27 protein-coding genes are annotated in these 25,133 nt (G+C 63.5%); 14 read left to right on the forward strand and 13 right to left on the reverse strand.

The window, feature by feature from the left end; all coding sequences use genetic code 11:
* Positions 1 to 92 precede the first annotated feature (92 nt).
* The 4 genes from FNB15_RS17910 to FNB15_RS17925 are packed head-to-tail and all read left to right on the forward strand — an operon-like array spanning position 93 to position 5,058.
* Positions 93 to 1,580 (forward strand): cryptochrome/photolyase family protein, encoded by a 1,488-nt coding sequence (locus tag FNB15_RS17910; RefSeq protein ID WP_144258025.1) that lies wholly within the window; start codon positions 93 to 95, stop codon positions 1,578 to 1,580.
* The gene (locus FNB15_RS17915; protein WP_144258026.1) at positions 1,577 to 2,896 is read left to right on the forward strand and encodes an NAD(P)/FAD-dependent oxidoreductase; all 1,320 of its coding nucleotides are present in this window, start codon (positions 1,577 to 1,579) and stop codon (positions 2,894 to 2,896) included. Before FNB15_RS17910 ends, FNB15_RS17915 begins: the two co-directional genes overlap by 4 nt.
* Positions 2,896 to 3,717 (forward strand): DUF1365 domain-containing protein, encoded by an 822-nt coding sequence (locus tag FNB15_RS17920; RefSeq protein WP_246068876.1) that lies wholly within the window; start codon positions 2,896 to 2,898, stop codon positions 3,715 to 3,717. The genes FNB15_RS17915 and FNB15_RS17920 overlap by 1 nt, the downstream gene beginning before the upstream one ends.
* A gap of 3 nt (positions 3,718 to 3,720) precedes the next feature.
* The gene (locus FNB15_RS17925; protein ID WP_144258027.1) at positions 3,721 to 5,058 is read left to right on the forward strand and encodes an SAM-dependent methyltransferase; all 1,338 of its coding nucleotides are present in this window, start codon (positions 3,721 to 3,723) and stop codon (positions 5,056 to 5,058) included.
* Here FNB15_RS17925 and FNB15_RS17930 read toward each other — a convergent pair.
* The 3 genes from FNB15_RS17930 to FNB15_RS17940 are packed head-to-tail and all read right to left on the reverse strand — an operon-like array spanning position 5,055 to position 7,161.
* Complete coding sequence (locus tag FNB15_RS17930) at positions 5,055 to 5,825, reverse strand: SDR family NAD(P)-dependent oxidoreductase (RefSeq protein ID WP_144258028.1); 771 nt, start codon at positions 5,823 to 5,825, stop codon at positions 5,055 to 5,057. The two genes, FNB15_RS17925 and FNB15_RS17930, sit on opposite strands and share 4 nt — an antisense overlap.
* Positions 5,822 to 6,469 carry a DUF6134 family protein gene (locus FNB15_RS17935; protein ID WP_144258029.1) on the reverse strand — a complete coding sequence of 216 codons (648 nt, stop codon included), beginning with the start codon at positions 6,467 to 6,469 and terminating at the stop codon, positions 5,822 to 5,824. Before FNB15_RS17935 ends, FNB15_RS17930 begins: the two co-directional genes overlap by 4 nt.
* Entirely contained in the window at positions 6,448 to 7,161 is a 714-nt protein-coding gene (locus FNB15_RS17940; protein WP_185973600.1) for a ChrR family anti-sigma-E factor, read from the reverse strand. Before FNB15_RS17940 ends, FNB15_RS17935 begins: the two co-directional genes overlap by 22 nt.
* A gap of 100 nt (positions 7,162 to 7,261) precedes the next feature.
* On the opposite strand from FNB15_RS17940, the gene FNB15_RS17945 reads away from it, so the two are divergent.
* From FNB15_RS17945 to FNB15_RS17970, 6 genes are all read left to right on the forward strand, one after another.
* Positions 7,262 to 7,702, forward strand: a complete 441-nt coding sequence (locus tag FNB15_RS17945; RefSeq protein WP_144258031.1) for a gamma-glutamylcyclotransferase family protein — start codon at positions 7,262 to 7,264, stop codon at positions 7,700 to 7,702.
* Entirely contained in the window at positions 7,687 to 8,334 is a 648-nt protein-coding gene (locus FNB15_RS17950) for an NUDIX domain-containing protein (RefSeq protein WP_144258032.1), read from the forward strand. Before FNB15_RS17945 ends, FNB15_RS17950 begins: the two co-directional genes overlap by 16 nt.
* 83 nt (positions 8,335 to 8,417) lie before the next feature.
* Positions 8,418 to 9,419 (forward strand): cysteine synthase A, encoded by a 1,002-nt coding sequence (locus tag FNB15_RS17955; protein WP_144258033.1) that lies wholly within the window; start codon positions 8,418 to 8,420, stop codon positions 9,417 to 9,419.
* 6 nt (positions 9,420 to 9,425) lie between these two features.
* On the forward strand, positions 9,426 to 10,157 hold the full coding sequence (locus tag FNB15_RS17960) for an alanyl-tRNA editing protein (RefSeq protein WP_144258034.1): 732 nt from the start codon (positions 9,426 to 9,428) through the stop codon (positions 10,155 to 10,157).
* Between the two features lie 14 nt (positions 10,158 to 10,171).
* Complete coding sequence (sseA, locus tag FNB15_RS17965; protein WP_144258035.1) at positions 10,172 to 11,032, forward strand: 3-mercaptopyruvate sulfurtransferase; 861 nt, start codon at positions 10,172 to 10,174, stop codon at positions 11,030 to 11,032.
* Positions 11,033 to 11,043: 11 nt separating this feature from the next.
* Positions 11,044 to 11,658 carry a GNAT family N-acetyltransferase gene (locus FNB15_RS17970; protein WP_246068724.1) on the forward strand — a complete coding sequence of 205 codons (615 nt, stop codon included), beginning with the start codon at positions 11,044 to 11,046 and terminating at the stop codon, positions 11,656 to 11,658.
* Here the strand turns inward: FNB15_RS17970 and FNB15_RS17975 are convergent.
* Positions 11,655 to 13,760 carry a catalase gene (locus FNB15_RS17975; protein WP_144258036.1) on the reverse strand — a complete coding sequence of 702 codons (2,106 nt, stop codon included), beginning with the start codon at positions 13,758 to 13,760 and terminating at the stop codon, positions 11,655 to 11,657. The genes FNB15_RS17970 and FNB15_RS17975 overlap by 4 nt on opposite strands.
* Before the next feature lie 88 nt (positions 13,761 to 13,848).
* Positions 13,849 to 14,481, reverse strand: coding sequence for a CGNR zinc finger domain-containing protein (locus FNB15_RS17980; RefSeq protein WP_144258037.1), 633 nt, complete (start codon positions 14,479 to 14,481; stop codon positions 13,849 to 13,851).
* Positions 14,482 to 14,609: 128 nt separating this feature from the next.
* Here FNB15_RS17980 and FNB15_RS17985 point away from each other — a divergent pair, with 128 nt between their 5' ends.
* Both FNB15_RS17985 and FNB15_RS17990 read left to right on the forward strand, forming a co-directional pair.
* Positions 14,610 to 15,263 carry an AzlC family ABC transporter permease gene (locus FNB15_RS17985; RefSeq protein ID WP_185973601.1) on the forward strand — a complete coding sequence of 218 codons (654 nt, stop codon included), beginning with the start codon at positions 14,610 to 14,612 and terminating at the stop codon, positions 15,261 to 15,263.
* Complete coding sequence (locus FNB15_RS17990; protein WP_144258039.1) at positions 15,260 to 15,577, forward strand: AzlD family protein; 318 nt, start codon at positions 15,260 to 15,262, stop codon at positions 15,575 to 15,577. The genes FNB15_RS17985 and FNB15_RS17990 overlap by 4 nt, the downstream gene beginning before the upstream one ends.
* A 1-nt stretch (position 15,578) precedes the next feature.
* Here the strand turns inward: FNB15_RS17990 and FNB15_RS17995 are convergent, their stop codons facing one another.
* The 8 genes from FNB15_RS17995 to FNB15_RS18030 all read right to left on the reverse strand — a co-directional run bounded on the left by FNB15_RS17995 (position 15,579) and on the right by FNB15_RS18030 (position 22,980).
* Positions 15,579 to 16,250, reverse strand: coding sequence for a DUF1345 domain-containing protein (locus FNB15_RS17995; RefSeq protein WP_144258040.1), 672 nt, complete (start codon positions 16,248 to 16,250; stop codon positions 15,579 to 15,581).
* Positions 16,251 to 16,302: 52 nt separating this feature from the next.
* Positions 16,303 to 16,788: a hypothetical protein gene (locus FNB15_RS18000; protein WP_144258041.1), complete on the reverse strand. Its 486-nt coding sequence runs from the start codon at positions 16,786 to 16,788 to the stop codon at positions 16,303 to 16,305.
* 78 nt (positions 16,789 to 16,866) lie between these two features.
* On the reverse strand, positions 16,867 to 17,607 hold the full coding sequence (locus tag FNB15_RS18005; RefSeq protein WP_144258042.1) for an amino acid ABC transporter ATP-binding protein: 741 nt from the start codon (positions 17,605 to 17,607) through the stop codon (positions 16,867 to 16,869).
* Between the two features lie 14 nt (positions 17,608 to 17,621).
* Positions 17,622 to 18,710 carry an amino acid ABC transporter permease gene (locus FNB15_RS18010; protein WP_144258043.1) on the reverse strand — a complete coding sequence of 363 codons (1,089 nt, stop codon included), beginning with the start codon at positions 18,708 to 18,710 and terminating at the stop codon, positions 17,622 to 17,624.
* A 1-nt stretch (position 18,711) separates the two neighbouring features.
* The gene (locus tag FNB15_RS18015; protein WP_144258044.1) at positions 18,712 to 19,905 is read right to left on the reverse strand and encodes an amino acid ABC transporter permease; all 1,194 of its coding nucleotides are present in this window, start codon (positions 19,903 to 19,905) and stop codon (positions 18,712 to 18,714) included.
* 87 nt (positions 19,906 to 19,992) lie between these two features.
* On the reverse strand, positions 19,993 to 21,012 hold the full coding sequence (locus tag FNB15_RS18020; RefSeq protein ID WP_144258045.1) for an amino acid ABC transporter substrate-binding protein: 1,020 nt from the start codon (positions 21,010 to 21,012) through the stop codon (positions 19,993 to 19,995).
* 58 nt (positions 21,013 to 21,070) lie between these two features.
* Positions 21,071 to 21,553: a YqaA family protein gene (locus FNB15_RS18025; protein ID WP_246068725.1), complete on the reverse strand. Its 483-nt coding sequence runs from the start codon at positions 21,551 to 21,553 to the stop codon at positions 21,071 to 21,073.
* Positions 21,554 to 21,579: 26 nt separating this feature from the next.
* A complete protein-coding gene (locus tag FNB15_RS18030; protein WP_144258046.1) occupies positions 21,580 to 22,980 on the reverse strand; it encodes a M20 family metallopeptidase in 1,401 nt (466 codons plus the stop codon).
* Between the two features lie 112 nt (positions 22,981 to 23,092).
* On the opposite strand from FNB15_RS18030, the gene metC reads away from it, so the two are divergent.
* The gene (metC, locus tag FNB15_RS18035) at positions 23,093 to 24,277 is read left to right on the forward strand and encodes a cystathionine beta-lyase (protein ID WP_144258047.1); all 1,185 of its coding nucleotides are present in this window, start codon (positions 23,093 to 23,095) and stop codon (positions 24,275 to 24,277) included.
* Positions 24,277 to 25,131 carry a GNAT family N-acetyltransferase gene (locus FNB15_RS18040; RefSeq protein WP_144258048.1) on the forward strand — a complete coding sequence of 285 codons (855 nt, stop codon included), beginning with the start codon at positions 24,277 to 24,279 and terminating at the stop codon, positions 25,129 to 25,131. The genes metC and FNB15_RS18040 overlap by 1 nt, the downstream gene beginning before the upstream one ends.
* Positions 25,132 to 25,133 lie beyond the last annotated feature (2 nt).

Consider the following 25,133-nt stretch of genomic DNA (forward strand, 5'->3'; position numbering starts at 1 on the left):
GAACCACAAGGGTGATCCACCCTGTGCCGTCTTACGTATCAAAATGATGAATGCCGCCAGTTGCGCGCGGCAGCATCGCGATACGGTTTGGCATGACGTCCCCTGTTTCTGCCTCCTCCTCTCCCCTCATTGTCTGGTTTCGCCAGGACCTGCGCCTGAACGACAATCCGGCGCTGGCTGCCGCGGCCGCCTCCGGCCGGCCGGTGATTGCGCTTTACATTCTTGAAACCGCGACGGGCGATTGGGCTTTGGGCAGCGCGGCACGCTGGTGGCTGCATCACAGCCTCGCAAAGCTCACCGCCGCTTTACGCAAGCAGTACGGTCTGCAGCTCGTCCTGCGCCGCGGCAATCCGGCGACGTTGCTGCCAGCGCTGCTGCGCGAGACCGACGCGGGCGCCGTATACTGGAGCCGCGTCTATGAACCGGCCGGGATTTCGCGCGACACCACGATCAAGGCCGCGCTGCAAACCAGCAGCATCGAGGTCGAAACGCATAACGCCGCCCTACTGTTCGAACCCTGGACGGTGAAGACGCAGGCCGGTGGCTGGTTCAAGGTGTTTACGCCCTTCTGGCGCGCCTGTCTGGCGCAACCCTCGCCCGCGCCGCAGCGCGCGCCGAAGACCCTGACGCCCTACACCGGCGCACTCGACAGCGATGCGCTCGACAGCTGGGGCCTGCTGCCGACCAGGCCCGACTGGGCCGGCGGCCTGCGCGACAGCTGGACACCGGGCGAAGCCGGCGCGACGGAACGATTACAGGCGTTCATCGACAAGGACCTGTATCGCTATGCCGATGGCCGCGACCGGCCCGACCTGAACTGCACATCGCGCCTGTCGCCGCATCTGCATTTTGGTGAAATCAGCCCGCGTCAGGTCTGGCATGCCGTGCAGATGGCGGCCGATCAGGGCGGCGCCGGTATCGCACAGAATGCCGCGAAGTTCCTGTCCGAAATCGGCTGGCGCGAATTCTGCCACCATCTGCTGTTCCATTTCCCGACCCTGCCACAGCAGAATTTCCGCTCTGACTTCGACGCCTTTCCGTGGAACCCCAATGCAGATCACGTGAAAGCGTGGCAGGCCGGCAGCACCGGCTATCCCATCGTCGACGCCGGCATGCGCCAGCTCTGGCATACAGGCTGGATGCACAATCGCGTGCGCATGATCGCAGCCTCCTTCCTGATCAAGCATCTGCTGCAGGACTGGCGCGTGGGCGAAGCCTGGTTCTGGGATACGCTGGTCGATGCCAACCTCGCCAACAATGCCGGCGGCTGGCAATGGGTGGCCGGCTCCGGCGCCGATGCCGCGCCGTATTTCCGCATTTTCAATCCGATCATGCAGGGCGAGAAATTCGACCCTGAGGGTGACTATGTGCGGCGCTGGGTGCCGGAGTTGGCGCAACTACCCAACAAATACATTCACAAGCCCTGGGCCGCCCCCGACGGTGTGCTGAAACAGGCCGGACTTGTGCTCGGGCGCGACTACCCGCTGCCCGTGGTGGATCATGACACGGCGCGCAAGGCGGCACTGGCAGCCTTTGCGGCTTTGCGTAATGATGCTGGTCAGGCAGTGGGGGATGTATGACGGAAACTGCGGGGAGACGGCGACAACGTATCGCTGTGATCGGCGCCGGCATCAGCGGCCTGGGCGCAGCCTGGGCATTGGCGCGACACCATGATGTCACCGTATTCGAGGCCAATGCCACGCCCGGTGGCCACAGCAATACGGTCGATATTGATTACGACGGCGCATCCATTGCGGTCGATACCGGATTCATCGTTTTCAACGATTGGAATTACCCCAACCTGACCCGCCTGTTCGCGCATCTGGATGTGCCGGCGATCAAGAGCGACATGTCCTTTGCGGTCTCCGTCGGCGGCGGCACGCTGGAATGGAGCGGCAACAACCTCGCCACGCTGTTCGCGCAGAAGCGGAACCTGCTGCGTCCCAGTTTTCATCGCATGTGGCGCGACATCCTGCGCTTCAACAAAACTACCGTGACGGACCTCGTCGCCGGTCGCATGACGGGCCTCAGCCTCGGCGACTATCTGGCGCGTGGCAGATACAGCGACAGTTTCATGCTGGACTACCTGCTGCCGATGGGCGCCGCGATCTGGTCGGCGCCGCTGGCCGAGATGATGGCGTTCCCGGCCGAAACCTTTGCGAATTTCTTCCGCAATCACGGCCTGCTCAGCATCGACGACCGTCCGCAATGGTACACCGTGCAGGGCGGCAGCCGCGAATATGTGAAGCGTCTGCTGGCCGACAGCGATTTCGCGCTGCATCTGCACACGCCGGTGCATGCCGTGCATCGGGGTACTGACGGTGTCGGTGTCGTTACCGCGCGCGGCAGCAGCCATTTTGACCAGGTCGTGCTGGCCTGTCATGCCGATCAGGCGTTGCGCCTGCTGGACGATCAGGCGACACCGCAGGAACGCAGCCTGCTCGGCAGTTTCCGTTTCGAGCCCAACCGCGCGGTGCTGCATCGCGATCCTGCGCTGATGCCGCGGCGGCGCAATGTCTGGGCGAGCTGGAACTACCTGTCCGAGCCGCGCCGCGACCTGCAGCGCCGCGTCGGCCTCACCTACTGGATGAACCTGCTGCAATCCATCGACAGCAGCCGGCCATTGTTCGTCACCATGAACCCGGTGACCGAACCGCGTGACGATCTGGTTTTTGCTGAATTCGCCTACGAGCATCCGCTGTTCGACCGTGCCGCCATCGACGCGCAGGCGCGGATCGGCGACATCCAGGGCAAGGACCGGCTGTGGTTCTGTGGCGCCTGGTGCAAATACGGCTTCCACGAGGACGGCTTCACGGCAGGACTGCGTGTGGCCGAGGCGCTGGGGGCGACGCCCTTTGCCGACACTGCGACTGCGCAGCAGGAGGCCGCCGCGTGATGGAACCTGCCGTCATGGCATTGCCTGCCGCCAGTCTCTACTGGTGCCGGGTGATGCATGAGCGACTGCTGCCCTTCCGGCACAAGTTCGATTACCGCGTCTTTTCCCTGCTGCTGGATATCGACCGGCTGCCCGAGATCACGGCAGCTTCTCGGCTGCTGCGCCATAATCGCTTCGGCCTGTTCAGTTTCCACGACCGCGATCACGGTCCGCGCGACGGCTCAGGCTTGCGGCCCTGGGTCGAGGCGGCACTCGCGCGCGACGGCCTGCAGGAGGCGGCAGCACGCATCCGCATCTTCTGCTTCCCGCGCCTGTTCGGTTATGTGTTCAATCCGCTCAGCGTCTTCTTCTGCTATGACACGGACGATCGCCTGCGCGCCGTGCTGTACGAAGTGAAGAACACCTTCGGCGACCAGCACGGCTACCTGATCGAGGTACCGCCGCAGAACGCCGGCCTCACAATCGAGCAGAGCGCCACCAAGCAATTCCATGTCTCGCCCTTCCTGCCGCTGGAGGGCCAATACCGTTTCCGCCTGCTGCCGCCGGGCGAGAAAATCGGCATCACCATCACCCAGTTGTCGCCCAGCGGGGCCGTGCAACTGGTGGCAGCGCAGACCGGGCGGCGCGACGTGCTGAACGATCACAGTCTGTTGAAAGCCTTCATCCGCCACCCGCTGATGACCGTAAAAGTCATGGCCGGGATCCATTGGGAGGCGCTGCAGCTCTGGCGCAAGGGTGCAGCCTTCTTCCGCTGGACGGAACCGCCGCGTGAGGCGGTGTCGACCGGCCGACCGGCCAATGACAGGAACGCCGCGGAGTGATGCATGAGTGACGTCTTTGCGGATCGCAAGTCAGCGCTGGGTCGCGCCGCCGAAACGATCAGTCCTGCCGGCGCAGCGCATCGCGCCGCAGCCAGTGCTGAACCGCTGCTGCTGAAGACCGCGCAGGACGCACTGCGCCTTCGCAATGTGCCGCGCTGGACCCGGCTGATGCTGGCACTGGCCGCACGGGTTACGCATGGCAGCCTCACCGTCACCCTGCCCGATGGCCGCGCGTTGCAGGCCCGCGGCACGCAGCCCGGCCCCGATGCACGGCTCGACATCAATCGTCACCGGCTGGCCAAACGCCTGCTGCTGGGCGGCAACCTCGCGGTCGGCGAAGCCTATCTCGACGGCGATTTCGATAGCCCGGATCTGGCCGTGCTGACCGAATGGGCCTGTCGCAACGGCGAGCTCGACAACACGCTGATGGGCAAACCATGGCTGCGGCTGCTGCGTCGCATCGGTTTCGCGCTGGCCGCCAACAGCCGGCGCGGCAGCCGCCGGAACATCGCTTACCACTACGACCTCGGCAACGACTTCTACGCCCGCTGGCTTGATCCGGGCATGACCTATTCGGCCGCATTGTGGCGTGACGAGCAGCAGACGCTGGAACAGGCACAGACCGAGAAATACCGCCGCCTCGCCGGCGAAGTGCTGCGCCTCAGGCCCGGTCAGCGCGTGCTGGAAATCGGCTGCGGCTGGGGTGGCTTTGCCAGTCTGGCCGCGCGCGAGTTCGGCGCGCAGGTGCATGCCGTCACGATCAGCCGCGAGCAGCATGATTACGCGCAGGCGCGTATTCAGCGGGAAGGTTTAAGCGAGCAGGTGCAGATCGAACTGCGCGATTATCGAGATCTGACCCGTCGCTATGACGCGATCGCCTCCATCGAGATGATCGAGGCTGTGGGCGAGAAATACTGGCCGCGCTATTTCACCCAGTTGCGCGAGCGGCTACTGCCGCATGGCCGCGCCGGCATCCAGGCCATCGTGATTGCCGACCGTTATTTCGAGGACTACCGCAGCACGATGGATTTCATCCAGGCGCATGTTTTCCCTGGTGGCATGCTGCTGTCACCACAGGCCGTGCAGCAGCAGGCCACGCTGGCCGGACTCAGAGTCGAGGATGCTTTCAGCTTCGGCCGCGATTACGCCCGCACGCTGCATCTGTGGCACAGGAGTTTCGAGGCGGCCTGGCCGCAGATTCGCGCACTGGACGCCCGCAACAAGCTGGCGTTCGACGAGCGCTTCCGTCGCATGTGGCGCTATTACCTGGCCTATTGCGAAGGCGGCTTCAACGCCGGCACCATCGACGTACTGCAATACGGCTTCAGCCGCAGCGCCTAACTTCGTGTCATCCGGCTGACGAGCGGGAAGTAGATGCGGTAAGGCAGCAACCGCAGCAGCTTGAGCAACCAGGCAAAGCGGCGCGGGAACACGATCTCGAACCCGCTGCCGCTTTCGAGCGCCTGCCATAACCGTTCGGCCGCCGCGTCCACCGGCATCAGGAATGGCATGGGAAACGGGTTTCGGTCGGTCAGCGGCGTCTTGACGAAACCAGGTGCGATCAGCCGTACACGGATGCCGCTATCTTGCAAATCCAGCTTCAGGGCCTCAGCCATGTTGATCAGCGCCGCCTTGCTGGCGCCGTAGCCCGCCGCCGACGGCAGGCCGCGATAGCCGGCCAGCGAGGCATTGATCGCCACCATGCCTGTGCGCCGCGCCAGCAGGACCGGCAGCACCGCGTCGAGTGCATTGGCCACCGTCATCACATTGGCATCCAGCAACTGCCGCACCGCCTCTGCCCGGAACGACCGCCCCGGTGTCGGCAAATGGGTGCCGGCATTCAGCACCGCGAGCCGGATCGGGCCGAGCTCGGCCTCGATCCGCGCCACCGTCGCACGGGTGGCGGCGAGATCGATAAGGTCTGCTGGCAAGGCATTGAACTGGCTGCCGGCCTGCCCTGCTTCAGCCTTGAGGCTTTCCAGCGTGTCGATACGCCGCGCCGTGCCGGCCACAACCGCGCCGGCCCGCAGGTAGCGCAACGCCAGCGCACGGCCGATACCTGAACCGGCCCCGGTGATCCACACGACTCCGTTGCCGCCTGCCGTCATTGCAGCAGGTATTCGATCTGGGAGCCGTCGCGGGCGGTGAAAGCGGTTTTCACCCAGCGCCCGTCGCGGCCATACCACAGGGTCAGCTCGACGTCGCCGCTCAGGTGATAGCGTTGCGCCGGCACCTCGTTGTGCGCAGCACTGGCGAGTTCGTACTGCTGCGGACGGATGGCAAGATCGAGGCGACGGCCATTCTGGCTGTCCATGATCGTCGCGCGGCGCACGAAATCGGGCCGCCAGTAGCTCGTCGGCATGGTATCGGCCGGCAATAAACCGCTGTAGCCCGACCCGTTCACCCGCAGACCATCTGCACCAGCCTGTGCGTTCAGATATTCCTGACGGCCATCATTGTCGGTGGTCGACCGCAGGCTGACCAGGCGGTCGCCCTCCCAGATCTCGCGCGACTGGTGAAGATAGCGAAAGAGCGTGAGGAAGCCGGCGGCCCTGACCCGAAGTTCAATATCGACATCGACCTCGCTACGCTGCCCCTCGCTGCGTACGACCACGCGGTGATGTCCGATCGGCGAACCGTTGCGCAACACCTGGAAATCATATCGCTCGCTCGACGCAGGCATCCCGGCCAGCACCGCCCATGGCAGCGCCAGCACCACCAGAAATGCGCTCAGGCGGAGAAACGCGCCCATTGATTGAAGAACCAGCCAAGCGCTCCGCTGAAGCGCAGCGGCGCATCGGTGATCGCCAGACAGATGCAGGGCTGGTCCAGCATGGCGAGCGGACGGTGTTCAACGGCAGGATCGGCGATCTCGACATCGCCGCGGCGGAAGGCCGCATCGCCGGCAGTATAGCCGCCGCTGAGAACCAGCGTGATTTCATCGCCCGTATGCGTGTGCCGCGGCAGGCCGGCGCCAGGCGCCACTTTCAGCAGGCTGACCATGCCGCCCGCCTTCCTCTGCCTGGTCATGGGCAAAGCAAAGGACTGCAACCCGGCCCCGCTCCAGCGCCAGCGGACATCGGCCAGACCGCCACCGAGATACTGGCGCAAGGGCTGCGGCAGGCCATCGGGGTCGGCGACGGGCCGTGCGTTGCGGGCCGATTCCTGCGGGCCAAGCCGCCCGGCGATGCCGGCAAACCCGGCCACGGCCCGGTCCTGATCGGCAATGGGCTGCGGCACGATCTGCTCGACCATGCTGCCGGCCATGGCCTCGACGGCCTTCAGCTCATGGCGGCAATGCGGGCAAAGGGTGAGATGGCAGGCGGCCGCCAGCGACCAGGCCTCGGACAAGGTGCCTGTCGCGTAATCCAACAGCAACTCGGCCGGAATATGGTGGGTCGGGCCCAGAGGGGTCGAATCGGTATGTGCGGCCAAATCGGTCACAGCCCTGATCTTTGCGAAGTTTCGCCTGCTGCTCTACACGGTATTGTACGTTTCGAGATGTAATCTGGATCAATCCCCAGTCCGGTCAAGATTGCCCGCCATGATGTATTTTTTCTACGGCACGCTGTGCGATGCGGATGTGCAGCGGCTGGTTCTTGGCTATCGGCCCGGTCCGCACCAGCTCCGCCCCGCTCGCCTGCCCGGCTACCGCCGCAAGCAGGCCCGCGGCCGCAGCTATCCGGTGCTGCTGCGGGCCGCTGGCAGTCAGGTGGCCGGCCTGCTGTTCCGCCCGGCCCGCGCCAGCGATGCACCGCGCCTGAGCGCTTATGAGGGTCCGGAATACGTCACCCGCGTCCTGCCGGTGCGCCGGTCCCGCACAGGTGGCGTCGCGCCGGGTCGCGCCCGGGTCTTCCTGCCGGCAGGCGCTTCGCTGCCAGCCGACTTCCACGACTGGGTCCTGCCGCGCTGGCAACAGCGTGACAAGGCCGCCTTCCTCCGTTCATTGCAAGACCAGGGTCCGATGCCATGCACAAGCCGCTAGACACGTCCAAGCAGCCCTACCCGATCGAAATCGTCAGCCATGAGCGCGTCTACGACCGGCATCTGAAGGTGGATGAACTGCACCTGCGCCACGGCCTGTTCCGTGGCGGCATGACGCCGGTGATCAGCCGCGAGGTGGTGGGACGCGGCGATGCCGTGAGCGTGGTCCCCTATGATCCCAGGCGCGATGAAGTGGTGCTGGCCGAACAGTTCCGCACCTCCGCCCTGGTCAATGGCGACCGCGCCTGGATGACCGAAGTGGTGGCCGGCCTGATCGAGGACGGCGAAAGCCTGGAAGAGGTTGCGCTGCGGGAAATGAAGGAGGAAAGCGGCCTCGACCCCATCGGGCCGCTGATCTTCATCAACTCAATCTACGCGACACCCGGCTTCTGCACTGAGCGCTATCATATTTTCTGCGCGCCGGTGGATGCGACACAGGCTGACGGTGTGCATGGGGTCGCCAGCGAGAATGAGGAAATCCGGGTTTTCACCCTGCCCTTTGCCAAGGCCTATGCCCTCTGGGAGGCTGGGAAAACCCCCAATCCGCTGGTGGCTTTCGGCCTGCTCTGGCTTGCCCTGCACCGGGACAAACTGCGCCAAACCTGGGCGGATCCACGCGGGTTGCAGCCCTAACCCCCCCTCGGTATAGGATGGAGGCATGGATTGCCCGGGAAAGCGCATTATATGGCCGCGCTCCCCCCTGATTTGAGAGCGTTATGGATACTCGCAAAGACTTCATCGACAGCATCGGCCGCACCCCTCTGATCCGCCTGCGCCGCGCGTCCGAACTGACCGGCTGCAATATCTACGGCAAGGCCGAATTCATGAATCCCGGCGGCTCGGTGAAGGACCGCGCCGCGCTGTACATCGTGCAGGATGCGCTCAAGCGCGGCACGCTGCGTCCGGGCGGCACCATTGTGGAGGGCACCGCCGGCAATACCGGTATTGGTCTGGCGCTGGTCGGCAATGCGCTCGGTTTCAAGACCGTGATCGTGATGCCTGATACCCAGAGCCAGGAGAAGAAGGACTTCCTGCGCCTGTGCGGCGCCGATCTGCGGCTGGTGCCTGCCGTGCCCTACAAGGACCCGAACAACTACGTGAAGTATTCGGGCCGGCTGGCCGAGGAAATCGCCAAGACCGAGCCGAACGGCGCGATCTGGGCCAACCAGTTCGACAATGTCGCCAACCGCGACGCGCATCTGCACACCACCGGGCCGGAAATCTGGGAGCAGACCGATGGCAAGGTGGATGGCTTCACCTGCGCGGTCGGCTCCGGCGGGACTTTCGCAGGCGTGCTGATGGCGCTGAAAGAGCGCAATCCGAAAATCCAGGTGGCGCTGGCCGACCCGATGGGCGCCGCGCTGTATCACTACTACAAGCACGGCGAACTGAAGGCCGAGGGCAGCTCGATCACCGAAGGCATCGGCCAGGGGCGCATCACCGCCAATCTGGAAGGCATCACGCCCGATGACGCGTTCCAGATCCCGGACGAGGAAGCCCTCCCGGTGGTGTTCGACCTGATCGAGCATGAGGGACTGGTGCTGGGCGGCTCGTCCGGCATCAACATCGCGGCGGCGATCCGTCTTGCCAAAAAGATGGGGCCGGGCCACACGATCGTTACCATCCTGTGCGATGGCGGTGCGCGCTATCAGAGCAAGATGTTCAATCCCGAATTCCTGCGCTCCAAGAATCTGCCCGTACCGCCCTGGATGAGCTAAAGCCAGATGACCAGCTTCCTGTTTCGCGACGATGCCTATCTGAAATCCTGCGACGCCGTCGTCACGGCGATCGACGAACGCGGCTTCCAGACCGACACCACCATCTTCTACCCGATGGGCGGCGGCCAGCCTGGCGATACTGGCCGCTTCGTGCTGGAAAGCGGCGAGACGGTGGAAATATCCGACACGCGCAAGGGCGACGGCCCGGATGGCATCGTGCATGTGCCGGCCGCGGGTTCGGCTGCGCTGAAAGTCGGCGCGAAAGGCAGGCTGGACCTTGACTGGGACCGCCGCCATCGTCTGATGCGCATGCATACCTGCCTGCATCTGCTGTCGGTGCTGGTGCCCTTCCCCGTCACGGGCGGCCAGGTCAGCGACGGCAAGGGCCGGCTGGATTTCGACATGGCCGACAGCATCCCGGACAAGGACACGCTGACCGCCAAGCTGAACGAACTGATCACCGGCGACCATGCCGTCACCGCGCGCTGGATCACCGATGATGAGCTGCTGAACAGTCCCGACCTGGTGAAGACCATGGCGGTGAAGCCGCCGATGGGCCTTGGCAAGGTGCGTCTGATCGAAGTGGCCGGGCTGGACAAACCACTCGACCTGCAGGCCTGCGGTGGAACCCACGTCGGCCGCACCGGCGAGATTGGTCCGGTCGCCGTCGTCAAGATCGAGAACAAGGGCAAACAGAACCGCCGCGTGAATATCGCTTTCGCGGCTCAAGTAGTCTGATCAGGGAGCAAACGATGTCGTCGTATGTCAATCCGGATGCACTGGTTTCGACCGAGTGGCTGGCCGAGCACCTGAAGGCGCCCGACTTGCGCATCGTCGATGCTTCCTGGTATCTGCCGACCATGAGCCGTAACGGCAAGGCCGAATACAACGACGCGCATATTCCCGGCGCAGTGTTTTTCGATATCGACGAGATTGCCGATCTCGACGTGCCGCTGCCGCACATGCTGCCTAACCCGGAAAAATTCGCCGCCCGCATGCGCCGGCTTGGCATCGGCGACGGCAACCGCATCGTGGTCTATGACGGCTCGGATGTGCATCTCTCCGCCCCGCGTGCCTGGTGGATGTTCCGCGTCTTCGGCCATACCGACGTGGCCGTGCTGAATGGCGGCTTCAAGAAGTGGAAGGCCGAGGGCCGCCCGGTGGAAGACCTGCCGCCACTGCCTCGCGAGCGGCATTTCACCGCGCGCCGCAACGATCTTCTGGTGCGCGACGTGGATCAGGTGCGCACGAATATCGGCAGCAAACGCGAACAGGTGGTGGATGCACGCAGCAAGGGGCGTTTCGACGGCACCGAGGCGGAGCCACGCATCGGCCTGCGCGGCGGCCATATTCCAGGCTCGCTGAACGTGCCATCGTCGCTGATGACAGATCCCACGACCGGCCTGTTCCAGTCCGCCGAGGCGCTGAAGGACATTTTCGGCAAGGCCGGTGTCGACCTGAGCAAGCCGGTGGTGAATACCTGCGGCTCGGGCGTGTCGGCCTGCATCCTGACACTGGGCATGCATCTGCTCGGCCATCGCCAGGTTGCGGTCTATGACGGGTCGTGGACCGAATGGGCCGGTCGCACCGACCTGCCGGCGGAAGTTGCCTGAGGAGATGACGCTTGGCCGAGGCGCGCGATATCCGCTCGTCTGAAACGGTTGCACCGGCGATCTTCCGTCTGCCGCCAGCCACCCTGCTGGACGATGGCCGCTACAATGTCACCGTCGTCTATCTGGAGATGACCAGAACGCCACCGGAGACGGCCAACCTGCCGCCGCTGGTGCCCAAGCTCGCGCTGTTGAAACTCGACAAGCCGACCACCGGATTCTACCGTTATCTCTACGATGTCGTCGGCCGTCCGTGGCACTGGGTCGACCGCCATCGCATGACCGATCTGGCGCTCGGCGGCATCATCACCGATCCGCATGTGGAAATCTGGGTGCCCTATGTCGGCGGCGTGCCGGCCGGCTATATCGAACTCGACCGCCGCAACACCGATGCCGATGACCGCAGGACCGTCAACATCGCCTATTTCGGGCTGACTCCGGAATTCTTCGGCCGCGGCATCGGGCCCTGGCTGTTGCGCGCCGGCATCCGACAGGCCTGGTCCTCCGGCATCGACCGGCTGACGGTGAATACCTGTAATCTCGACCACCCGGCTGCGCTGCCGCTGTATCAGAAATGCGGCTTCCGCCCCTTCCAGATGCGCGACGCGCTGTTCGACCCGCGACGTTAGCCGGGACTTCTCAGCTTCGGTTCGCGATCCCAGATGCGATGCTGCTTGGCGGCAGCGATGAAGGCCTTGGTACCACCAGCCCCCTCCAGAGCGACAATCCCGTCATCGGGCTCGACCCCGGCCTTGTCCATCAGCGGCTTCGCGGCAGCAACATTGCCGATCACCTTGAGATGGCTGAAGGCGTCATGCACCCAGGCTACCGCGCCAGCCTCGCGCACCAGTTTCTTCACGCCATCGGCTGACGGCAGCAGCACGACGGCATCGAACAGCACAGACGGCCCGCCTGAAATGGTGTGATTGGCCACCACCGTGCTGCCGTTGCCCAGTTTGGTGCCGCCGATCTTCGGCGCGACGATCTCCACCATCGCGCCTTCGCCATGCGCTGCATCCTGCACGGCTTTCAGGAGTTTCGCATCCGCGCCATCGGTGACCAGCACACCGATCTTGCGGCCCTTGATGGTCGGTTGCGCCTTGGCAATCAGGCTGAGCGCCTTCGAGATTTTCATCGTCTTGGCCGCTACGGCAGGCTGCAGCGTCTCGGCTTCGCCTTCCATGCCCAGCGCGGCTTCCACGCCGTTGCACAGATCGGCATGCACCAGCTTCAGCCGGCCCAGCACGCGGCGGCGGATGGCGATGGTTTCCACCTTGGCCAGTTCAAAGGCGAAAGCACTGACGATATGCTGCTGCTCCGGCCTGGTCATCGAGAGCCAGAACAAACGCGCATGACTGTAATGGTCGGCGAAGCTTTCCGGCCGCTGGCGCAACTTTGGTCCGTCGGAGGGTTCGGGGAAACTGGCAAAGCCCGTTGGTGTCTCACGCGGGGTATCGGCGCCAAGACTGTTGGGCTCATAATTCACCCGCCCCTTGGCGACCGCCATGCGCATCAGGCCATCACGCTGGAAGTTGCGCATCGGGCAGACTGGCTTGTTGATCTCGATCTCGTGGAAGTTCGGCCCGCCCAGACGACTGAGCTGAGTGTCTATGTAGGAAAACAGCCGGCCCTGCAGCAGCGGATCATTGGTGAAATCGATGCCCGGCACGACATGCCCGGGATGGAAGGCCACCTGCTCGGTCTCGGCGAAGAAGTTGTCCGGATTGCGATCCAGCACCAGCTTGCCGATCATCTGCAGCGGAATGATTTCTTCCGGGATCACCTTGGTCGGGTCCAGCACGTCGAAGCCGAGCTTGTTGGCCGTCTTCTCGTCGAAGGCCTGGATGCCGAGTTCGAATTCCGGATAGTCGCCGGCCTCGATGGCATTCCACAGGTCACGGCGATGGAAGTCGTAATCCGCGCCAGCAAGCTTTACGGCCTCGTCCCAGATCAGCGAGGTAGAACCGATCGTGGGCCGCCAGTGGAACTTCACGAAGGTGGAATTGCCCTTCTCATTGACGAAACGGAAGGTGTGGACACCGAAGCCTTCCATCATGCGGTAGCTGCGCGGGATGCCGCGATCCGACATCGCCCACATCAGCATATGCGTGCTCTCCGGCACCAGCGACACGAAATCCCAGAAGGTGTCATGCGCCGAGGCTGCCTGCGGAAAGGCGCGGTCGGCTTCCATCTTCACCGAATGCACCAGGTCGGGGAATTTCATCGCATCCTGGATGAAGAAGACCGGGATGTTGTTGCCGACCAGATCGAAGTTGCCTTCCGAGGTATAGAACTTGACGGCAAAACCGCGCACATCGCGCACCGTATCGGCCGAACCGGCGCCGCCGGCCACGGTTGAGAAGCGCACAAAAACGCGCGTCTTTTCGCGCGGGTTGCGCAGGAAGGCGGCGCGCGTGAGCGCACTCATATCCTTGTAGGGCCGGAAATAGCCATGCGCGCCCGAGCCGCGCGCATGCACGATACGCTCGGGGATGCGCTCGTGATCGAAATGCGTGATCTTCTCGCGCAGGACGAAGTCTTCCAGCAGCGTGGGTCCCCGCGCGCCCGACTTGAGCGAGTTCTGGTTGTCGGAGATCGGAACGCCCTGGTTGGTCGTCAGGGCGCGGTCGTCGCTGTCGGTCTGCTGGTGTGTCTCACCGCCCTTGCCCGCGACGGTCTTGATCCTGGTCTTGCCTGCCGCAGGCTTCGCCGTGCGCGTCGTCTTCGCCATGATGATTCATCCCTTGCTGGTCTTTTGGAGCCATTCCAAAAGAAACCGCAGAGATGAAAGTTCCGGCAGTGGAAGCTTGGCTGCGGGATCAGTTCTTGTGTTTCTGATAGTGCCGGCGCGCTTTCGCGCGATTGCCGCAGCTTTCCATCGAGCACCAGCGGCGACGCTTGTTCGGGCTTGTATCGTGAAACAACCAGCCGCAACCCGGACCGGCGCAGCAGCGAATGCTGGCCGGCTCGGCGCTCACCAGCAACTCCGCCCCCAGCCGCGCCATCGCGCCAAGCGGAGAGCCTAGTTCCAGCCCGTCGCCATGCGCCTTCCAGCCAAGCCGCGCACCGTTCACCGCCGCGATCACGCGCCCCTCAGGGTAACGCAGCAGGCAGCGGTTCAGCACGTCGAGATCTGCAGGTTTCGCAGCCTTGCCCTGTCGTGCGGCCTGGGCCAGACGATGCAGCGCTTCGCGCAGGTCTATCGCCTCGGCCAGCACGACAGCGGCCTGCGCCGGCTGGCGCACAGCGGCACGCTCCAGCCCTGCTTGTGCGGCGGCGCCAATGATGTCGAGCCGGCGCCAGCAGGCCAGCAGGGCGGCATAAGACACCAGCATCTCGTCGGGTCCGCCCTCGGCCGCGGGACGGTCGCGCCAATCCAGCGTGTTGACGAAATCCAGCGCCGGATGGCCGCCATGGAGTCCGGTGGATACGATACGGAGAGCCTCACCCATATAACCATCATACCGGTTGACTGGCTGCCGGCCAATCCCTAACTTTCGCCTCCATGGAATCGCTCCCCGACCAGCCGGAACCGGCAACCTTTACCCGCGCCGGCATCTTGCACGGCATGAAGCTGACTATGCCATACAGCATCAGCGCACTGCCCTTCGGCCTCGCTTTTGGCGCGGCTGCGCTGGGCGTCGGCATGACGCCAGGCGAAGCCATCCTGATGAGCGTGGCCGCCTTTGCCGGCAGCGCGCAGTTCGCCGTGCTGGCACTGTGGACCGCCATGCCGCTGCCGGTCGCGGCGATCATCCTGACCGCCTTTCTGGTCAATGCACGCCATATCGTGATGGGCGCCGCGCTGTATCCCTATATCTCCAACCTGCCACTGCGCCAGGTGTTGCCGGTCTCGGCTGGAATGACGGACGCGGGCTGGGCCATTACCCTGCAGGCGATGATGAATGGCCGCCGCGATCTCGGCATCCTGCTCGGCACCATGATCATGCAATGGCCGGTCTGGGTCGGCGGCACTGCTGTTGGCGCATTGATTAGCAGTGGTGGCCTGGATGTGAAACGCTGGGGTCTGGATGTGCTGATCGCCGGCGTCTTCGCCACCTCTGTCGTCGGCCTCTATCGCGGTCGCGACGACATCTGGCCCTGGATCGCGGCCACGGCCGGCACCGTGGGCGCGCTGCTGTGGCTGCCGGGCAACTGGTACATCCTGATCGGCGGCATCTGCGCCGGCCTTGCCGGACTCATCACCAGCCGCGATGAGGAAAAAGCGGCATGATCGAGGGTCTGACCACATTCGACACGGCCGCCGTGATTGCCATTCTCGGCATGGGCATTGTTACTTACGCGACGCGCGCTGGCGGCTTCTGGCTGATGGGCTATGTCACCCTGTCGCCGAAGCTGGAGCGCTTCCTGCGCCAGACCGCCGGCGGCGTGCTGGTCGCCATCGTGGTAGCCGCTGTGGTGAAGGGCGATCCGGCCATGTGGGCCGGCCTGGCGGCAGCCATCGGTATCATGATCGCGATCCGGAAATCTATGACCGCCATCTCGATCGGCATGATCGTGGCGGTTGCCATTCGCTACTTCGTCTGACTCAGTTGCTGGCGATCAGGTTGACCGTCAGCGCGATCACGGTGGTGTTGAAGAAAAACGAGACGATACTGTGCACCAGCGTTAGCCGACGCATGCCGCGCGACTGGATGCTGATATCGGAGACCTGGCAGGTCATGCCGATGACGAAGGAATAGTAGAAGAAATCTGAGTAGTCAGGATCGCCCTTGCCGGGGAATTCGAGCCCCTTGCGATCGGCTTTCTTGCCATCGCCCTCTGCATCGCCGTAATACAGATGCGCGTAATGCAGCGCCAGCACGGTATGGATCAAAAACCACGACGCGATCAGGCTGGCGCCGCCAAAGCCCAGCCGCAATCCCAGCACAAGCCCGGTCGCCCCACCCTTGCCATAGATTATCAGGCCAAGCCCTAACAGGCTGATCAGGGCCGCGATTACCACCAGCAGCGAGACGACCCAGGCGTTGTCATCCAGCTCGCGGGCACGTTTGCGCAACTGCGCGATGGAGATGCAATGGACGGCATAGGCGGTCCAGCCGAGGAACAGCAGCACGCCGGCCAGCCAGGCTGCACCGGCATGCACCATCGGATCGTCGGGCTCGAAGGGCCAGAGGAAAATCCCGCTGCCGATGCAGAGGCAGATCAGCAGCCGCCAGCCTGCCGAGAGATGGCGCAGAATATCGAACAGACGTGTCATACCTGATACAACGGTAACAGAATGGCCAAGTTCCGCTTTGCTGCCAGCGTGTTCAGTGCGCGGCCGGATGCTGTCCCGGCGGCGACTGCCAGTCGACCACCTGCCAGCGGCCGTCGACCTGACGCAGCCGGTAGCTGGTCGGCGGCGCCGGCGTGGTGAAGCAGTCGGGCTCGGCAGTCTGCAGGCCGCACATGCGGCCCGCCACGGCGATCAGCGCCTCGCCGGCACCGGACAGCTCGGCCGCCGCAATACGATAGCTCCACCAGTAGCGCGAGCTCTGCAGCTTGGCCAGGAAGCCTGACACACCCTCGCCGCCCGACCAGACAATGCGGCACAGCTCGGCATCGCGGCGCGCGAAGCAGGCCAGCAGCGTTTCGACGGCGCAGAGCGGCGTCTCCGACTGACCGATGCAGCGGCTGTCGCTGCGGTCTGCAGGTCCGATCAGGCGATACTGGTTGGCGGGATCGACAGTCGGGAGCTGTGCCCTGGCTGACGGAATGAACAGGAGACTTAGAAGAATCGCGGCTGCAAAACGCATGACGCTCCTCCCATCTGTTATGGGAGGAGCGTAGCACGGTTTTAAGATATGCCGATCTGCTTATTGCAGTATGGCTGCTTAATGCAGGATCTGGCTCAGGAACAACTGGGTGCGTTCATTCTGCGGGTTCGAGAAGAACTCGTCAGGCGTGTTCTGCTCGATGATCTCGCCGCGATCCATGAAGATCACCCGGTCGGCCACCTTGCGGGCGAAACCCATTTCATGGGTGACGCAGAGCATGGTCATGCCGCCTTCCTGGGCCAGGCCGATCATCACGTCCAGCACTTCCTTGACCATTTCGGGATCGAGCGCCGAGGTCGGCTCATCGAACAGCATGATCTTGGGGTTCATGCAGAGCGACCGCGCGATGGCGACGCGCTGCTGCTGGCCGCCCGAAAGCTGGCCGGGGAACTTGTTGGCCTGCTCCGGGATGCGCACGCGATTGAGATACTTCATCGCGGTTTCCTCAGCTTCCGCCTTCGGCTTCTTGAGCACCCAGATCGGGCCAAGCGTCAGGTTTTCCAGCACGGTAAGGTGCGGAAACAGGTTGAAGTGCTGGAACACCATGCCGACCTCGCGCCGGATGGCGTCGATATTCTTCAGGTCGTTGGTCAGTTCGGTGCCATCGACGATGATATGGCCCTTCTGATGTTCCTCCAGCCGGTTGATGCAGCGGATCATTGTCGATTTGCCGGACCCCGACGGTCCACATATGACGATACGCTCGCCCTTCTTCACGCTCAGATTGATATTCCGCAACACGTGGAATTCGCCATACCACTTGTTGACGCTCTGCAGATCGATAACTGACTCAGCCATTTTGCCAGGCCCCCTTAGCGCTTGTGTCCGGTTGCCAGACGAACTTCGAGATTCTGGCTGTATTTTGACATGCCGTAACAGAAGATGAAGTAGATCGCCGAAACGAAGACATAGGCCTCGATCGAGAAACCGCGCCATGCGGAATCGGTGAGCGCCACCTTGGTCGACTGCATCAGGTCATAAATGCCGATGATGACGACCAGCGAGGTGTCCTTGAACACCGCGATGAACAGGCTGCAAAGCGGCGGGATCACGATCTTCAGTGCCTGCGGCAGAACGACAAAGCCCATCTTCTGCGCGTAGGACAGACCGAGAGAATCGGCGCCTTCGTATTGCCCCTTCGGAATCGCCTGCAGGCCGCCGCGTACTACTTCCGCCAGATAGGCGGCGGCGAACATGATGATGGCGATCTGGGCGCGCAGCAGCTTGTCGATGCTGAAGCCTTCCGGCAGGAACAGCGGCAGCATCACCGATGACATGAACAGCATCGAGATCAGCGGCACGCCGCGGATCAGTTCGATATAGAGCACGCAGAGCGTCTTGATCGCCGGCATTCTCGAACGCCGGCCCAGCGCCAGCAGCACACCGAACGGGAATGCCAGCGCGATGCCGAATGTGGATAAGATCAGCGTGAGCGGCAGGCCACCCCACTGCGTATCCTCGACATAGCGCAAGCCAAAAATCCCGCCCCACATCAGGACAGCGACGGCAATCAGGCCGCCAACCCAGATAATGGGCAGGCTCATATTCCAGAAGCGCTGCATGCCGCTGGCGATGATCATGCCGATCATGATGATGGCCGCGATCAGCGGCCGCCACTGCTCGTCATACGGATACAGGCCAAACAGCATCAGGCGGTATTTCTGCCCGATAAAGGCCCAGCAGGCCCCGCCGCCGGCGCGGCATTCCTGAGATGTATTGGCCGTGAAGTTGGCCTTGATCAGCGCCCATTCGATGAAGGGCGGCAGGCTCATCAGAACCAGCCACACTGCCAGGACGGTGAGGATGATGTTGAGCGGTGAGGAGAACAGCCGTTCCCGCATCCAGGCAATCGGCCCGGATGTGGCGGTCGGCGGCGGCAGAGATTCGGTCGCTGTCGTCATCTTACCGCTCCACCAGCGCAATATGCTTGTTGTACCAGTTCATGAAGACGGAGATCGACAGGCTGATGCTGAGATACACCGCCATGATGATCATGATGCCTTCGATGGCCTGACCGGTCTGGTTCAGCGTCGTGTTGGCAATCGAGACGATATCGGGATAACCGATCGCCACCGCCAGCGAGCTGTTCTTGGTCAGGTTCAGGTACTGGCTGGTCATCGGCGGGATGATCACGCGCAGCGACTGCGGCAGCACGATCAGACGCAGCGTCTGGCTGCGGGACAGCCCAATCGCGCTCGCCGCTTCCCACTGGCCGTAATTCACCGCCTGGATGCCCGAACGCACCACCTCGGCGATGAAGCCCGCCGTGTAGAGCACCAGGCCAAAGAGCAAGGCGGCAAATTCCGGCGTCAGCGTCGCGCCGCCGACGAAGTTGAAGCCCTGCAGCTTCGGCACATCGAGTTCCCACGGCGCGCCGCCGATCAGCCAGCCGAGCAGCGGCATGCCGACCAGCAGCAGAATGCCGCCGCGATAGACTGGGAAGGCCTTGCCGGTGGCGTCCTGCCGCTTCTTGGCCAGATTGACCATGATGAAGATCAGCACGAAGGCCAGCAGGAATCCGATGGCTGCGAGGTCGAAGGCGAAATGCTCGGTCGGCGCCGGCACCTTGATGCCGCGGTTCGACATGAACACGCCCGGCATCACGTTGAGGGCCTGGCGCGGGCCAGGGAGCATTTCGGTGATGATGGCGTACCAGAAGAATAGCTGCAGCAGCAGCGGCACGTTGCGGATCACCTCGACGTAGATCATCGAGAGCTTGGCGACGAGCCAGTTCTTCGACAGGCGCGCGATGCCGATGACAGTGCCGATGATGGTGGCGAGGATGACGCCGATCACCGCAATGCGGATGGTGTTGAGGATGCCGACCAGAATGGCGCGGGAGTATGTGTTTTCCGGCCCGTAGGCAATCGGCGATTCACCGATGGCGAATCCAGCCTCACGGCCCAGGAAATGGAAACCGGTTGAAATATTGCGGATGGAAAGATTGTGCAGCGTGTTGCTGACGAGGAACCAACCGATGATGCCCACCAGCGCAACCGCGACAACCTGGTAGACGACAGAACGGACGTCCGGATCATTCCAACTCAGACGTCGCGGCGGTGCGGATTGCCCGCCGTTTACTCTTGGATCTGCCATGTGCCCCCCATGGCTAAGAGAAACTGAATACGCGTAGAGAAGCGATGGGCAGGCGGCGCCCTGTACGCCGCCTGCCCTGCTTTACACTTAGCGGATCGGCCAGGCGTACATCAGACCACCGGCATTCCACAGCGCGTTCACGCCGCGATCCAGCTTGAGCGGGCTGCCCTTGCCGACGTTGCGGTCGAAGCTTTCGCCGTAGTTACCGACCTGCTTGATGATGTTGTAGGCCCACTTCTCGTCAAGGCCGAGCGCCTTGCCGCCGCCCGGGGTAACGCCCAGGATGCGCTTGACGTTCGGGTTGTCGCTCTTGAGCATCTCGTCGACGTTCGCCGAGGTGATGCCGTATTCTTCGGCTTCGACCATGGCGTTCAGCGCCCAGCGGACCACGACCAGCCAGGTGTCGTCACCCTGGCGAACCAGCGGGCCGAGCGGCTCCTTCGAGATCACTTCCGGCAGGATGACATGGTCATCCGGGTTCGGCAGCTGGGTGGCGCGCGTTGAGGCGAGACCCGAGACGTCAGTGGTGTAGACGTCGCAACGGCCGGAGGCATAAGCGCCCACGACTTCGTCGAGCTTCTCGATCACGACCGGCTTGAAGGTCAGCTTGTTGGCGCGGAAGTAGTCAGCGAGGTTCAACTCGGTGGTGGTGCCGGGCTGGACGCAGACGGTAGCGCCGTTCAGTTCCTTGGCGCTCTTCACGCCGAGCTTCTTGGTCACGATGAAGCCCTGGCCGTCATAGTAGTTCACGCCAGCGCCGATCAGGCCCAGCGATGCATCGCGGGTCAGGGTCTGCGTGGTGTTGCGGGCGAGCATATCGACTTCACCCGACTGCAGGGCGGTGAAACGCTGCTGCGCCGTCAGCGGGGTGTGCTTGACCTTGTTGGCATCGCCGAACATCGCCGCGGCGACAGCGCGGCAGAGATCAACATCGAGGCCCTTCATTTCGCCCTTGGCGTCCGGCGCGCCGAAACCACCGACGCTGCCATTCATGCCGCACTGAACAAAGCCCTTGGACTTCACGGCGTCGAAGGTGGCGCCAGCCTGAGCGCCCTGTGCGACGAACACGAGCGCCGCTGCGGCAGCGGCCGTTGCAAGAAGTTTCATTGGTATTACCCTTCCCTGTTGTGACTGGTTCCGCCTTGGGCAGAACTGACTAAAATTATCACGACGCTGTAAAAATCGGCAAGACAAGCTCAGTTATCCACAGGACGGCCGCATACCGGGCCGCCTTGCCGATAGTAACCACTATCAAAAATCGGGCCAGTGGGTATCGCAGTGCCCCGGCTGCGAAGGTCAGAGGGTCGCCGACCAGCGGAATCCATGAGAAAAGCAGGATCCAGCCCCCCCACCGGGCGAAACGATCCCGGGCCTTCTGCATCTGCACGGGTGTGACCGGAAACCAGCGTCTGTGCTGAAAACGCAGGCACCAGACGCCCAGCAGCCAGTTCACGAGTGCACCGCACACATTGCCGCTTGTCGCGACCGCAAACAGAATTAGCGGGGGCGCCGCCGCCACGGCATGCGCCGCTGACAGCGCCACTTCGGACGAGATCGGCACCAGCGTGGAGGCGAGGAACGACCACAGGAACAGGCCACCGAGCGCACCCCAGAACTCACTGGCGTGTGTGAATGCCTGCTCTATCACGGCATCAAACTGTGAATGCGATTATCCTACGAGGGAAACACTGTGGCATTCGGTTCGCCGAGATCCCAGAGCAGACCGGCCATCATCGCCAGCCCCTCGCGCATCACTGGCAGCAGGATGTGTTCGTTTGGTGCATGCTGCGAACAGGCCGCGTAGGAATGCGGCATCCACACCGTGGGCAGGCCCAGCGTTTCGGCGAACACCTCATTGGGCAGCGAGCCGCCCAGATTGGGCAGCAGCGCCGGCTTGCGCCCCATGGTCTTCTCGACCGAGGCGAGCGCAAAGTTCACATAGGGGTGATCGGGGTCGAGCCGCGTGGCGGTGAAAATCTCCGCCCGCGCCTGCTTCACCTCCACTTGCGGGAAACCGTGCCGGTCGAGATGGCGGCGCAGCGCCGGCAGGAACTGTGTTGAATCCGGCCCTACGACAAAACGTATCTGGCAATGCGCCGTGGCGATGCCCGGGATCGCGTTGACCGGGAATTCCGGATTACCGGTCTTGAAAGCCAGCACGTCGAAACTGCACCAGCCATAGACGCGCTCGGCCGGGGTCAGGCCCGGTTCGCCCCACCAGGTGTCGATGCTGGGGCCGTCGCTGCCGCCACCGACTTCGCAATCGGCCAGTGCGCGTTTCACTCCGGCGGGCAGTTCCTTCGGCACCCATTCGGGAATACGTATCTGGCCGGTCGGGCCGGCGATGCTGGCAATGGCATGCGCGAGGATGATGCCGGGATCGGCCAGCAGACCACCCCAGTTGCCCGAATGATGCGCGCCTTCGCGCAGGTTGACGGTGAGATCGAAATTCAGCGCGCCGCGCGCACCGCAATAGAGCGTCGGCCGTTCCGGCGACAGGCGCGGACCATCGGAGGCCAGGAAGAGGTTTGCCTGCCAGGCGTCTTTCTGCGTCCTGCAAAACTCATCGAGACCCGGTGAGCCGACCTCCTCGCCGGTTTCGATCAGCAGCACCACATCGAAGCCGAGCTTGCCGTTGCGCGCCTTCAGGACAGCGGCCAGCGCCGCTATATTGACTGTGTGCTGGCCCTTGTTGTCTGCAGTGCCGCGGCCATAGAGCTTTTCGCCTTCCTGCACCACCTGCCACGGCGACAGGCCACTGCGCCATTGTGCTTCCTGGCCACGGATCACATCGCCATGGCCATAAGAAAATAGCGTCTTGGTCGCACCTGCCTCGCGACGGATCGCCACCAGGAACGGCCCGCCCTTCGGCGAGGGATTGGGATGGACGCTGCACTGGAAGCCGAGTGCCTCCAGGCTGCCGCGCATTTCCTTTTCCAGATAATCGCCCAGCGCGCCGGCGCGGTCAGGATTCTGGCTCTCGGTCGGGATGGCGACACGGCGGCTGAGATCGGCGAGGAAACCACCCTCGTCCAGATAGGCAGTGGCGGCATGAATGGCAGCGGCGCGGGTCATCTACAGGTCTCCGAAAACTCCCGCTGGCGCGGGAAACACACAACTCTCCTGGGCCAAGTCTTCTCTTTGACGGGGGGCTTTGCAATAGTCTGACTCCAGATTGGAGCCTGCCATGAAAGACGAAACCAAGCTTGCCGTCCTGGGCCGCGACCCCGAAGGTCACCACGGCGCCGTCAATATCCCGGTCTATCGCGCCTCGACCATTCTGCAGCCGAGTCTGAAGGCGCTGGCGGATGTCTATTCGGCGAAGATGAAGGACGAGCAGGTCACCACCTATGGCCGCGGTGGCACACCACTTACCTATGCCTTCGAGAATACGCTGGCTGAACTGGAAGGCGGCTATCGCGCCATGGCGTATCCGTCGGGCGCCGGCGCCTGCTCCGGTGCCATCCTGAGCGTGGTAAAATCGGGCGACCATATCCTGATCATCGACAACATCTACGGCCCGACCCGGCATTTCTGCGACACCGTACTCAAGCGCATGGGCGTCGAGACCGAGTATTTCCCCACCGCCATCAGCATGGCCGATTTCGCCGCGCGATTCCGCCCCAACACCTCTCTGGTGTTCATTGAATCGCCGGGCTCGCTGACATTTGAGATGGTGGATGTCCCAGCGATCGCCGAGATCACGCACAAGCATGGCGCCAAGCTGGCGATGGACAACACCTGGGGCACGTCGCTGTATTTCAAGAGCTTCAGTCATGGCGTTGATCTGTCGGTTCACGCCGCGACGAAATACATAGTCGGCCATTCCGACGCCATGCTGGGCATCGTGATCGCCAACAAGGAAACCTGGCCCAACCTGCGCGAAACCGCGCGCGCCATCGGCGCCAATGCCGGACCGGACGAGGTCTATCTCGGCCTGCGCGGCCTGCGCACCATGGCCGTGCGCCTTCCGCGCCATATGGAAAGCGGCATCAAGATTGCCGACTGGCTGCGCAGCCGCGACGAAGTCACCAGCGTGCGTCACCCTGCCCTGTCGCAGGATCCGGGCCACGCCTTGTGGAAACGCGACTTCCTCGGCGCCTGCGGACTTTTCGCCTTCGAGCTGCAGAAGAAATACTCCGATGCGGCGGTGGCCGAGTTCGTCGATCATCTCGAGCTTTTCGGCATCGGCTATTCCTGGGGCGGATACGAAAGCCTGATCTCGGTGCCGGCGATCAAGGGCGTGCGTACGGCCGAGCCCTGGCAGAATCATGGTTCGCTGATCCGTGTGCATATCGGCCTGGAAGATCCCGAGGATCTGATGGCGGACCTCACGGCCGGTTTCGATCGGCTGAACAGGGCGCAGGGGTAATGGCCGACATCCGCCTCCTGTCGCCGGCCGATGCACCTGCGCTGCAGGCATTTCTGACTGCACACGTCGCGCAGACCATGCTGCTGCGCGGCAACCTGCTGCGCACCGGCATCGTGGACGGCACCCAGCCTTATCAGGGACGTTACGCGGCTGCCTTCGAGCAGGACCGTATCGTCGGCGTCGCGGCGTTTTACTGGAACGGCAATCTGATCCTGCATGCGCCAAGGCATGTCGCCGCAGTGGCCCGTGCCGCCGCCGGCGACCGCCGCGTTAACGGCATCCTCGGTCCATGGCAGCAGTCGCTTGATGCGCAGGATGCGCTGGACCTCGGCAGCCACCACCTGAAACTGCGGTCGCGCGAAATCCTGATGTCGCTGACACTGGACGGCCTGCAGCAGCCCGAACCGCTGCCGACCCAGAAACTCTCGTGGCGCGTGGCGACATCTGACGATATCGACCTCCTGTGCGGCTGGCGCGACTCCATGATGCAGGAGACCCTGGGAGGCACGCCGTCGCAGGCCGCGTCGCGGGAAAGCCGCGGCGACGTTGAACGCTGGATAGCCGAAGGTAACCAGTTCCTGCTGCTGGACGATGGCCGGCCGGTATCAGGCTGCAGCTTCAATGCCCGCCTGCCCGATGCCGTACAGCTCGGCAATGTCTGGACACCCCCCGAGTGGCGCAGCCGTCGTTACGCAAGGGCAGTGGTCGCACGTGCACTGGAGCATGCCAGAAAGGCCGGTGCGGTGACGGCCGTTCTGTTCACTGACCGCGAGAATGCCGCAGCGCAAACGGCTTACGTTGCGTTAGGCTTCACGGTGGTCGGGGACTATGCCATTTTGCTCTTTGCTGACTAGGG

This window comes from Ferrovibrio terrae (assembly GCF_007197755.1).
Lineage (GTDB): Bacteria > Pseudomonadota > Alphaproteobacteria > Ferrovibrionales > Ferrovibrionaceae > Ferrovibrio > Ferrovibrio terrae.

What these genes read in the sequence shown, in the direction of transcription:
- FNB15_RS17950 (WP_144258032.1), top strand. Translation starts at nt 7,687, where the DNA reads ATGCACAAGCCGCTAGACACGTCCAAGCAGCCCTACCCGATCGAAATC.
- FNB15_RS18040 (WP_144258048.1), top strand. Translation starts at nt 24,277, where the DNA reads ATGGCCGACATCCGCCTCCTGTCGCCGGCCGATGCACCTGCGCTGCAG.
- FNB15_RS17955 (WP_144258033.1), top strand. Translation starts at nt 8,418, where the DNA reads ATGGATACTCGCAAAGACTTCATCGACAGCATCGGCCGCACCCCTCTG.
- FNB15_RS17975 (WP_144258036.1), bottom strand. Translation starts at nt 13,760, where the DNA reads ATGGCGAAGACGACGCGCACGGCGAAGCCTGCGGCAGGCAAGACCAGG.
- FNB15_RS17945 (WP_144258031.1), top strand. Translation starts at nt 7,262, where the DNA reads ATGATGTATTTTTTCTACGGCACGCTGTGCGATGCGGATGTGCAGCGG.
- FNB15_RS17990 (WP_144258039.1), top strand. Translation starts at nt 15,260, where the DNA reads ATGATCGAGGGTCTGACCACATTCGACACGGCCGCCGTGATTGCCATT.
- FNB15_RS17960 (WP_144258034.1), top strand. Translation starts at nt 9,426, where the DNA reads ATGACCAGCTTCCTGTTTCGCGACGATGCCTATCTGAAATCCTGCGAC.
- FNB15_RS17980 (WP_144258037.1), bottom strand. Translation starts at nt 14,481, where the DNA reads ATGGGTGAGGCTCTCCGTATCGTATCCACCGGACTCCATGGCGGCCAT.
- FNB15_RS18000 (WP_144258041.1), bottom strand. Translation starts at nt 16,788, where the DNA reads ATGCGTTTTGCAGCCGCGATTCTTCTAAGTCTCCTGTTCATTCCGTCA.
- sseA (WP_144258035.1), top strand. Translation starts at nt 10,172, where the DNA reads ATGTCGTCGTATGTCAATCCGGATGCACTGGTTTCGACCGAGTGGCTG.
- FNB15_RS17915 (WP_144258026.1), top strand. Translation starts at nt 1,577, where the DNA reads ATGACGGAAACTGCGGGGAGACGGCGACAACGTATCGCTGTGATCGGC.
- FNB15_RS17920 (WP_246068876.1), top strand. Translation starts at nt 2,896, where the DNA reads ATGGAACCTGCCGTCATGGCATTGCCTGCCGCCAGTCTCTACTGGTGC.
- FNB15_RS18010 (WP_144258043.1), bottom strand. Translation starts at nt 18,710, where the DNA reads ATGACGACAGCGACCGAATCTCTGCCGCCGCCGACCGCCACATCCGGG.
- metC (WP_144258047.1), top strand. Translation starts at nt 23,093, where the DNA reads ATGAAAGACGAAACCAAGCTTGCCGTCCTGGGCCGCGACCCCGAAGGT.
- FNB15_RS18020 (WP_144258045.1), bottom strand. Translation starts at nt 21,012, where the DNA reads ATGAAACTTCTTGCAACGGCCGCTGCCGCAGCGGCGCTCGTGTTCGTC.
- FNB15_RS17995 (WP_144258040.1), bottom strand. Translation starts at nt 16,250, where the DNA reads ATGACACGTCTGTTCGATATTCTGCGCCATCTCTCGGCAGGCTGGCGG.
- FNB15_RS17925 (WP_144258027.1), top strand. Translation starts at nt 3,721, where the DNA reads ATGAGTGACGTCTTTGCGGATCGCAAGTCAGCGCTGGGTCGCGCCGCC.
- FNB15_RS17985 (WP_185973601.1), top strand. Translation starts at nt 14,610, where the DNA reads ATGCCATACAGCATCAGCGCACTGCCCTTCGGCCTCGCTTTTGGCGCG.
- FNB15_RS18030 (WP_144258046.1), bottom strand. Translation starts at nt 22,980, where the DNA reads ATGACCCGCGCCGCTGCCATTCATGCCGCCACTGCCTATCTGGACGAG.
- FNB15_RS17910 (WP_144258025.1), top strand. Translation starts at nt 93, where the DNA reads ATGACGTCCCCTGTTTCTGCCTCCTCCTCTCCCCTCATTGTCTGGTTT.
- FNB15_RS17935 (WP_144258029.1), bottom strand. Translation starts at nt 6,469, where the DNA reads ATGGGCGCGTTTCTCCGCCTGAGCGCATTTCTGGTGGTGCTGGCGCTG.
- FNB15_RS18015 (WP_144258044.1), bottom strand. Translation starts at nt 19,905, where the DNA reads ATGGCAGATCCAAGAGTAAACGGCGGGCAATCCGCACCGCCGCGACGT.
- FNB15_RS18005 (WP_144258042.1), bottom strand. Translation starts at nt 17,607, where the DNA reads ATGGCTGAGTCAGTTATCGATCTGCAGAGCGTCAACAAGTGGTATGGC.
- FNB15_RS17930 (WP_144258028.1), bottom strand. Translation starts at nt 5,825, where the DNA reads ATGACGGCAGGCGGCAACGGAGTCGTGTGGATCACCGGGGCCGGTTCA.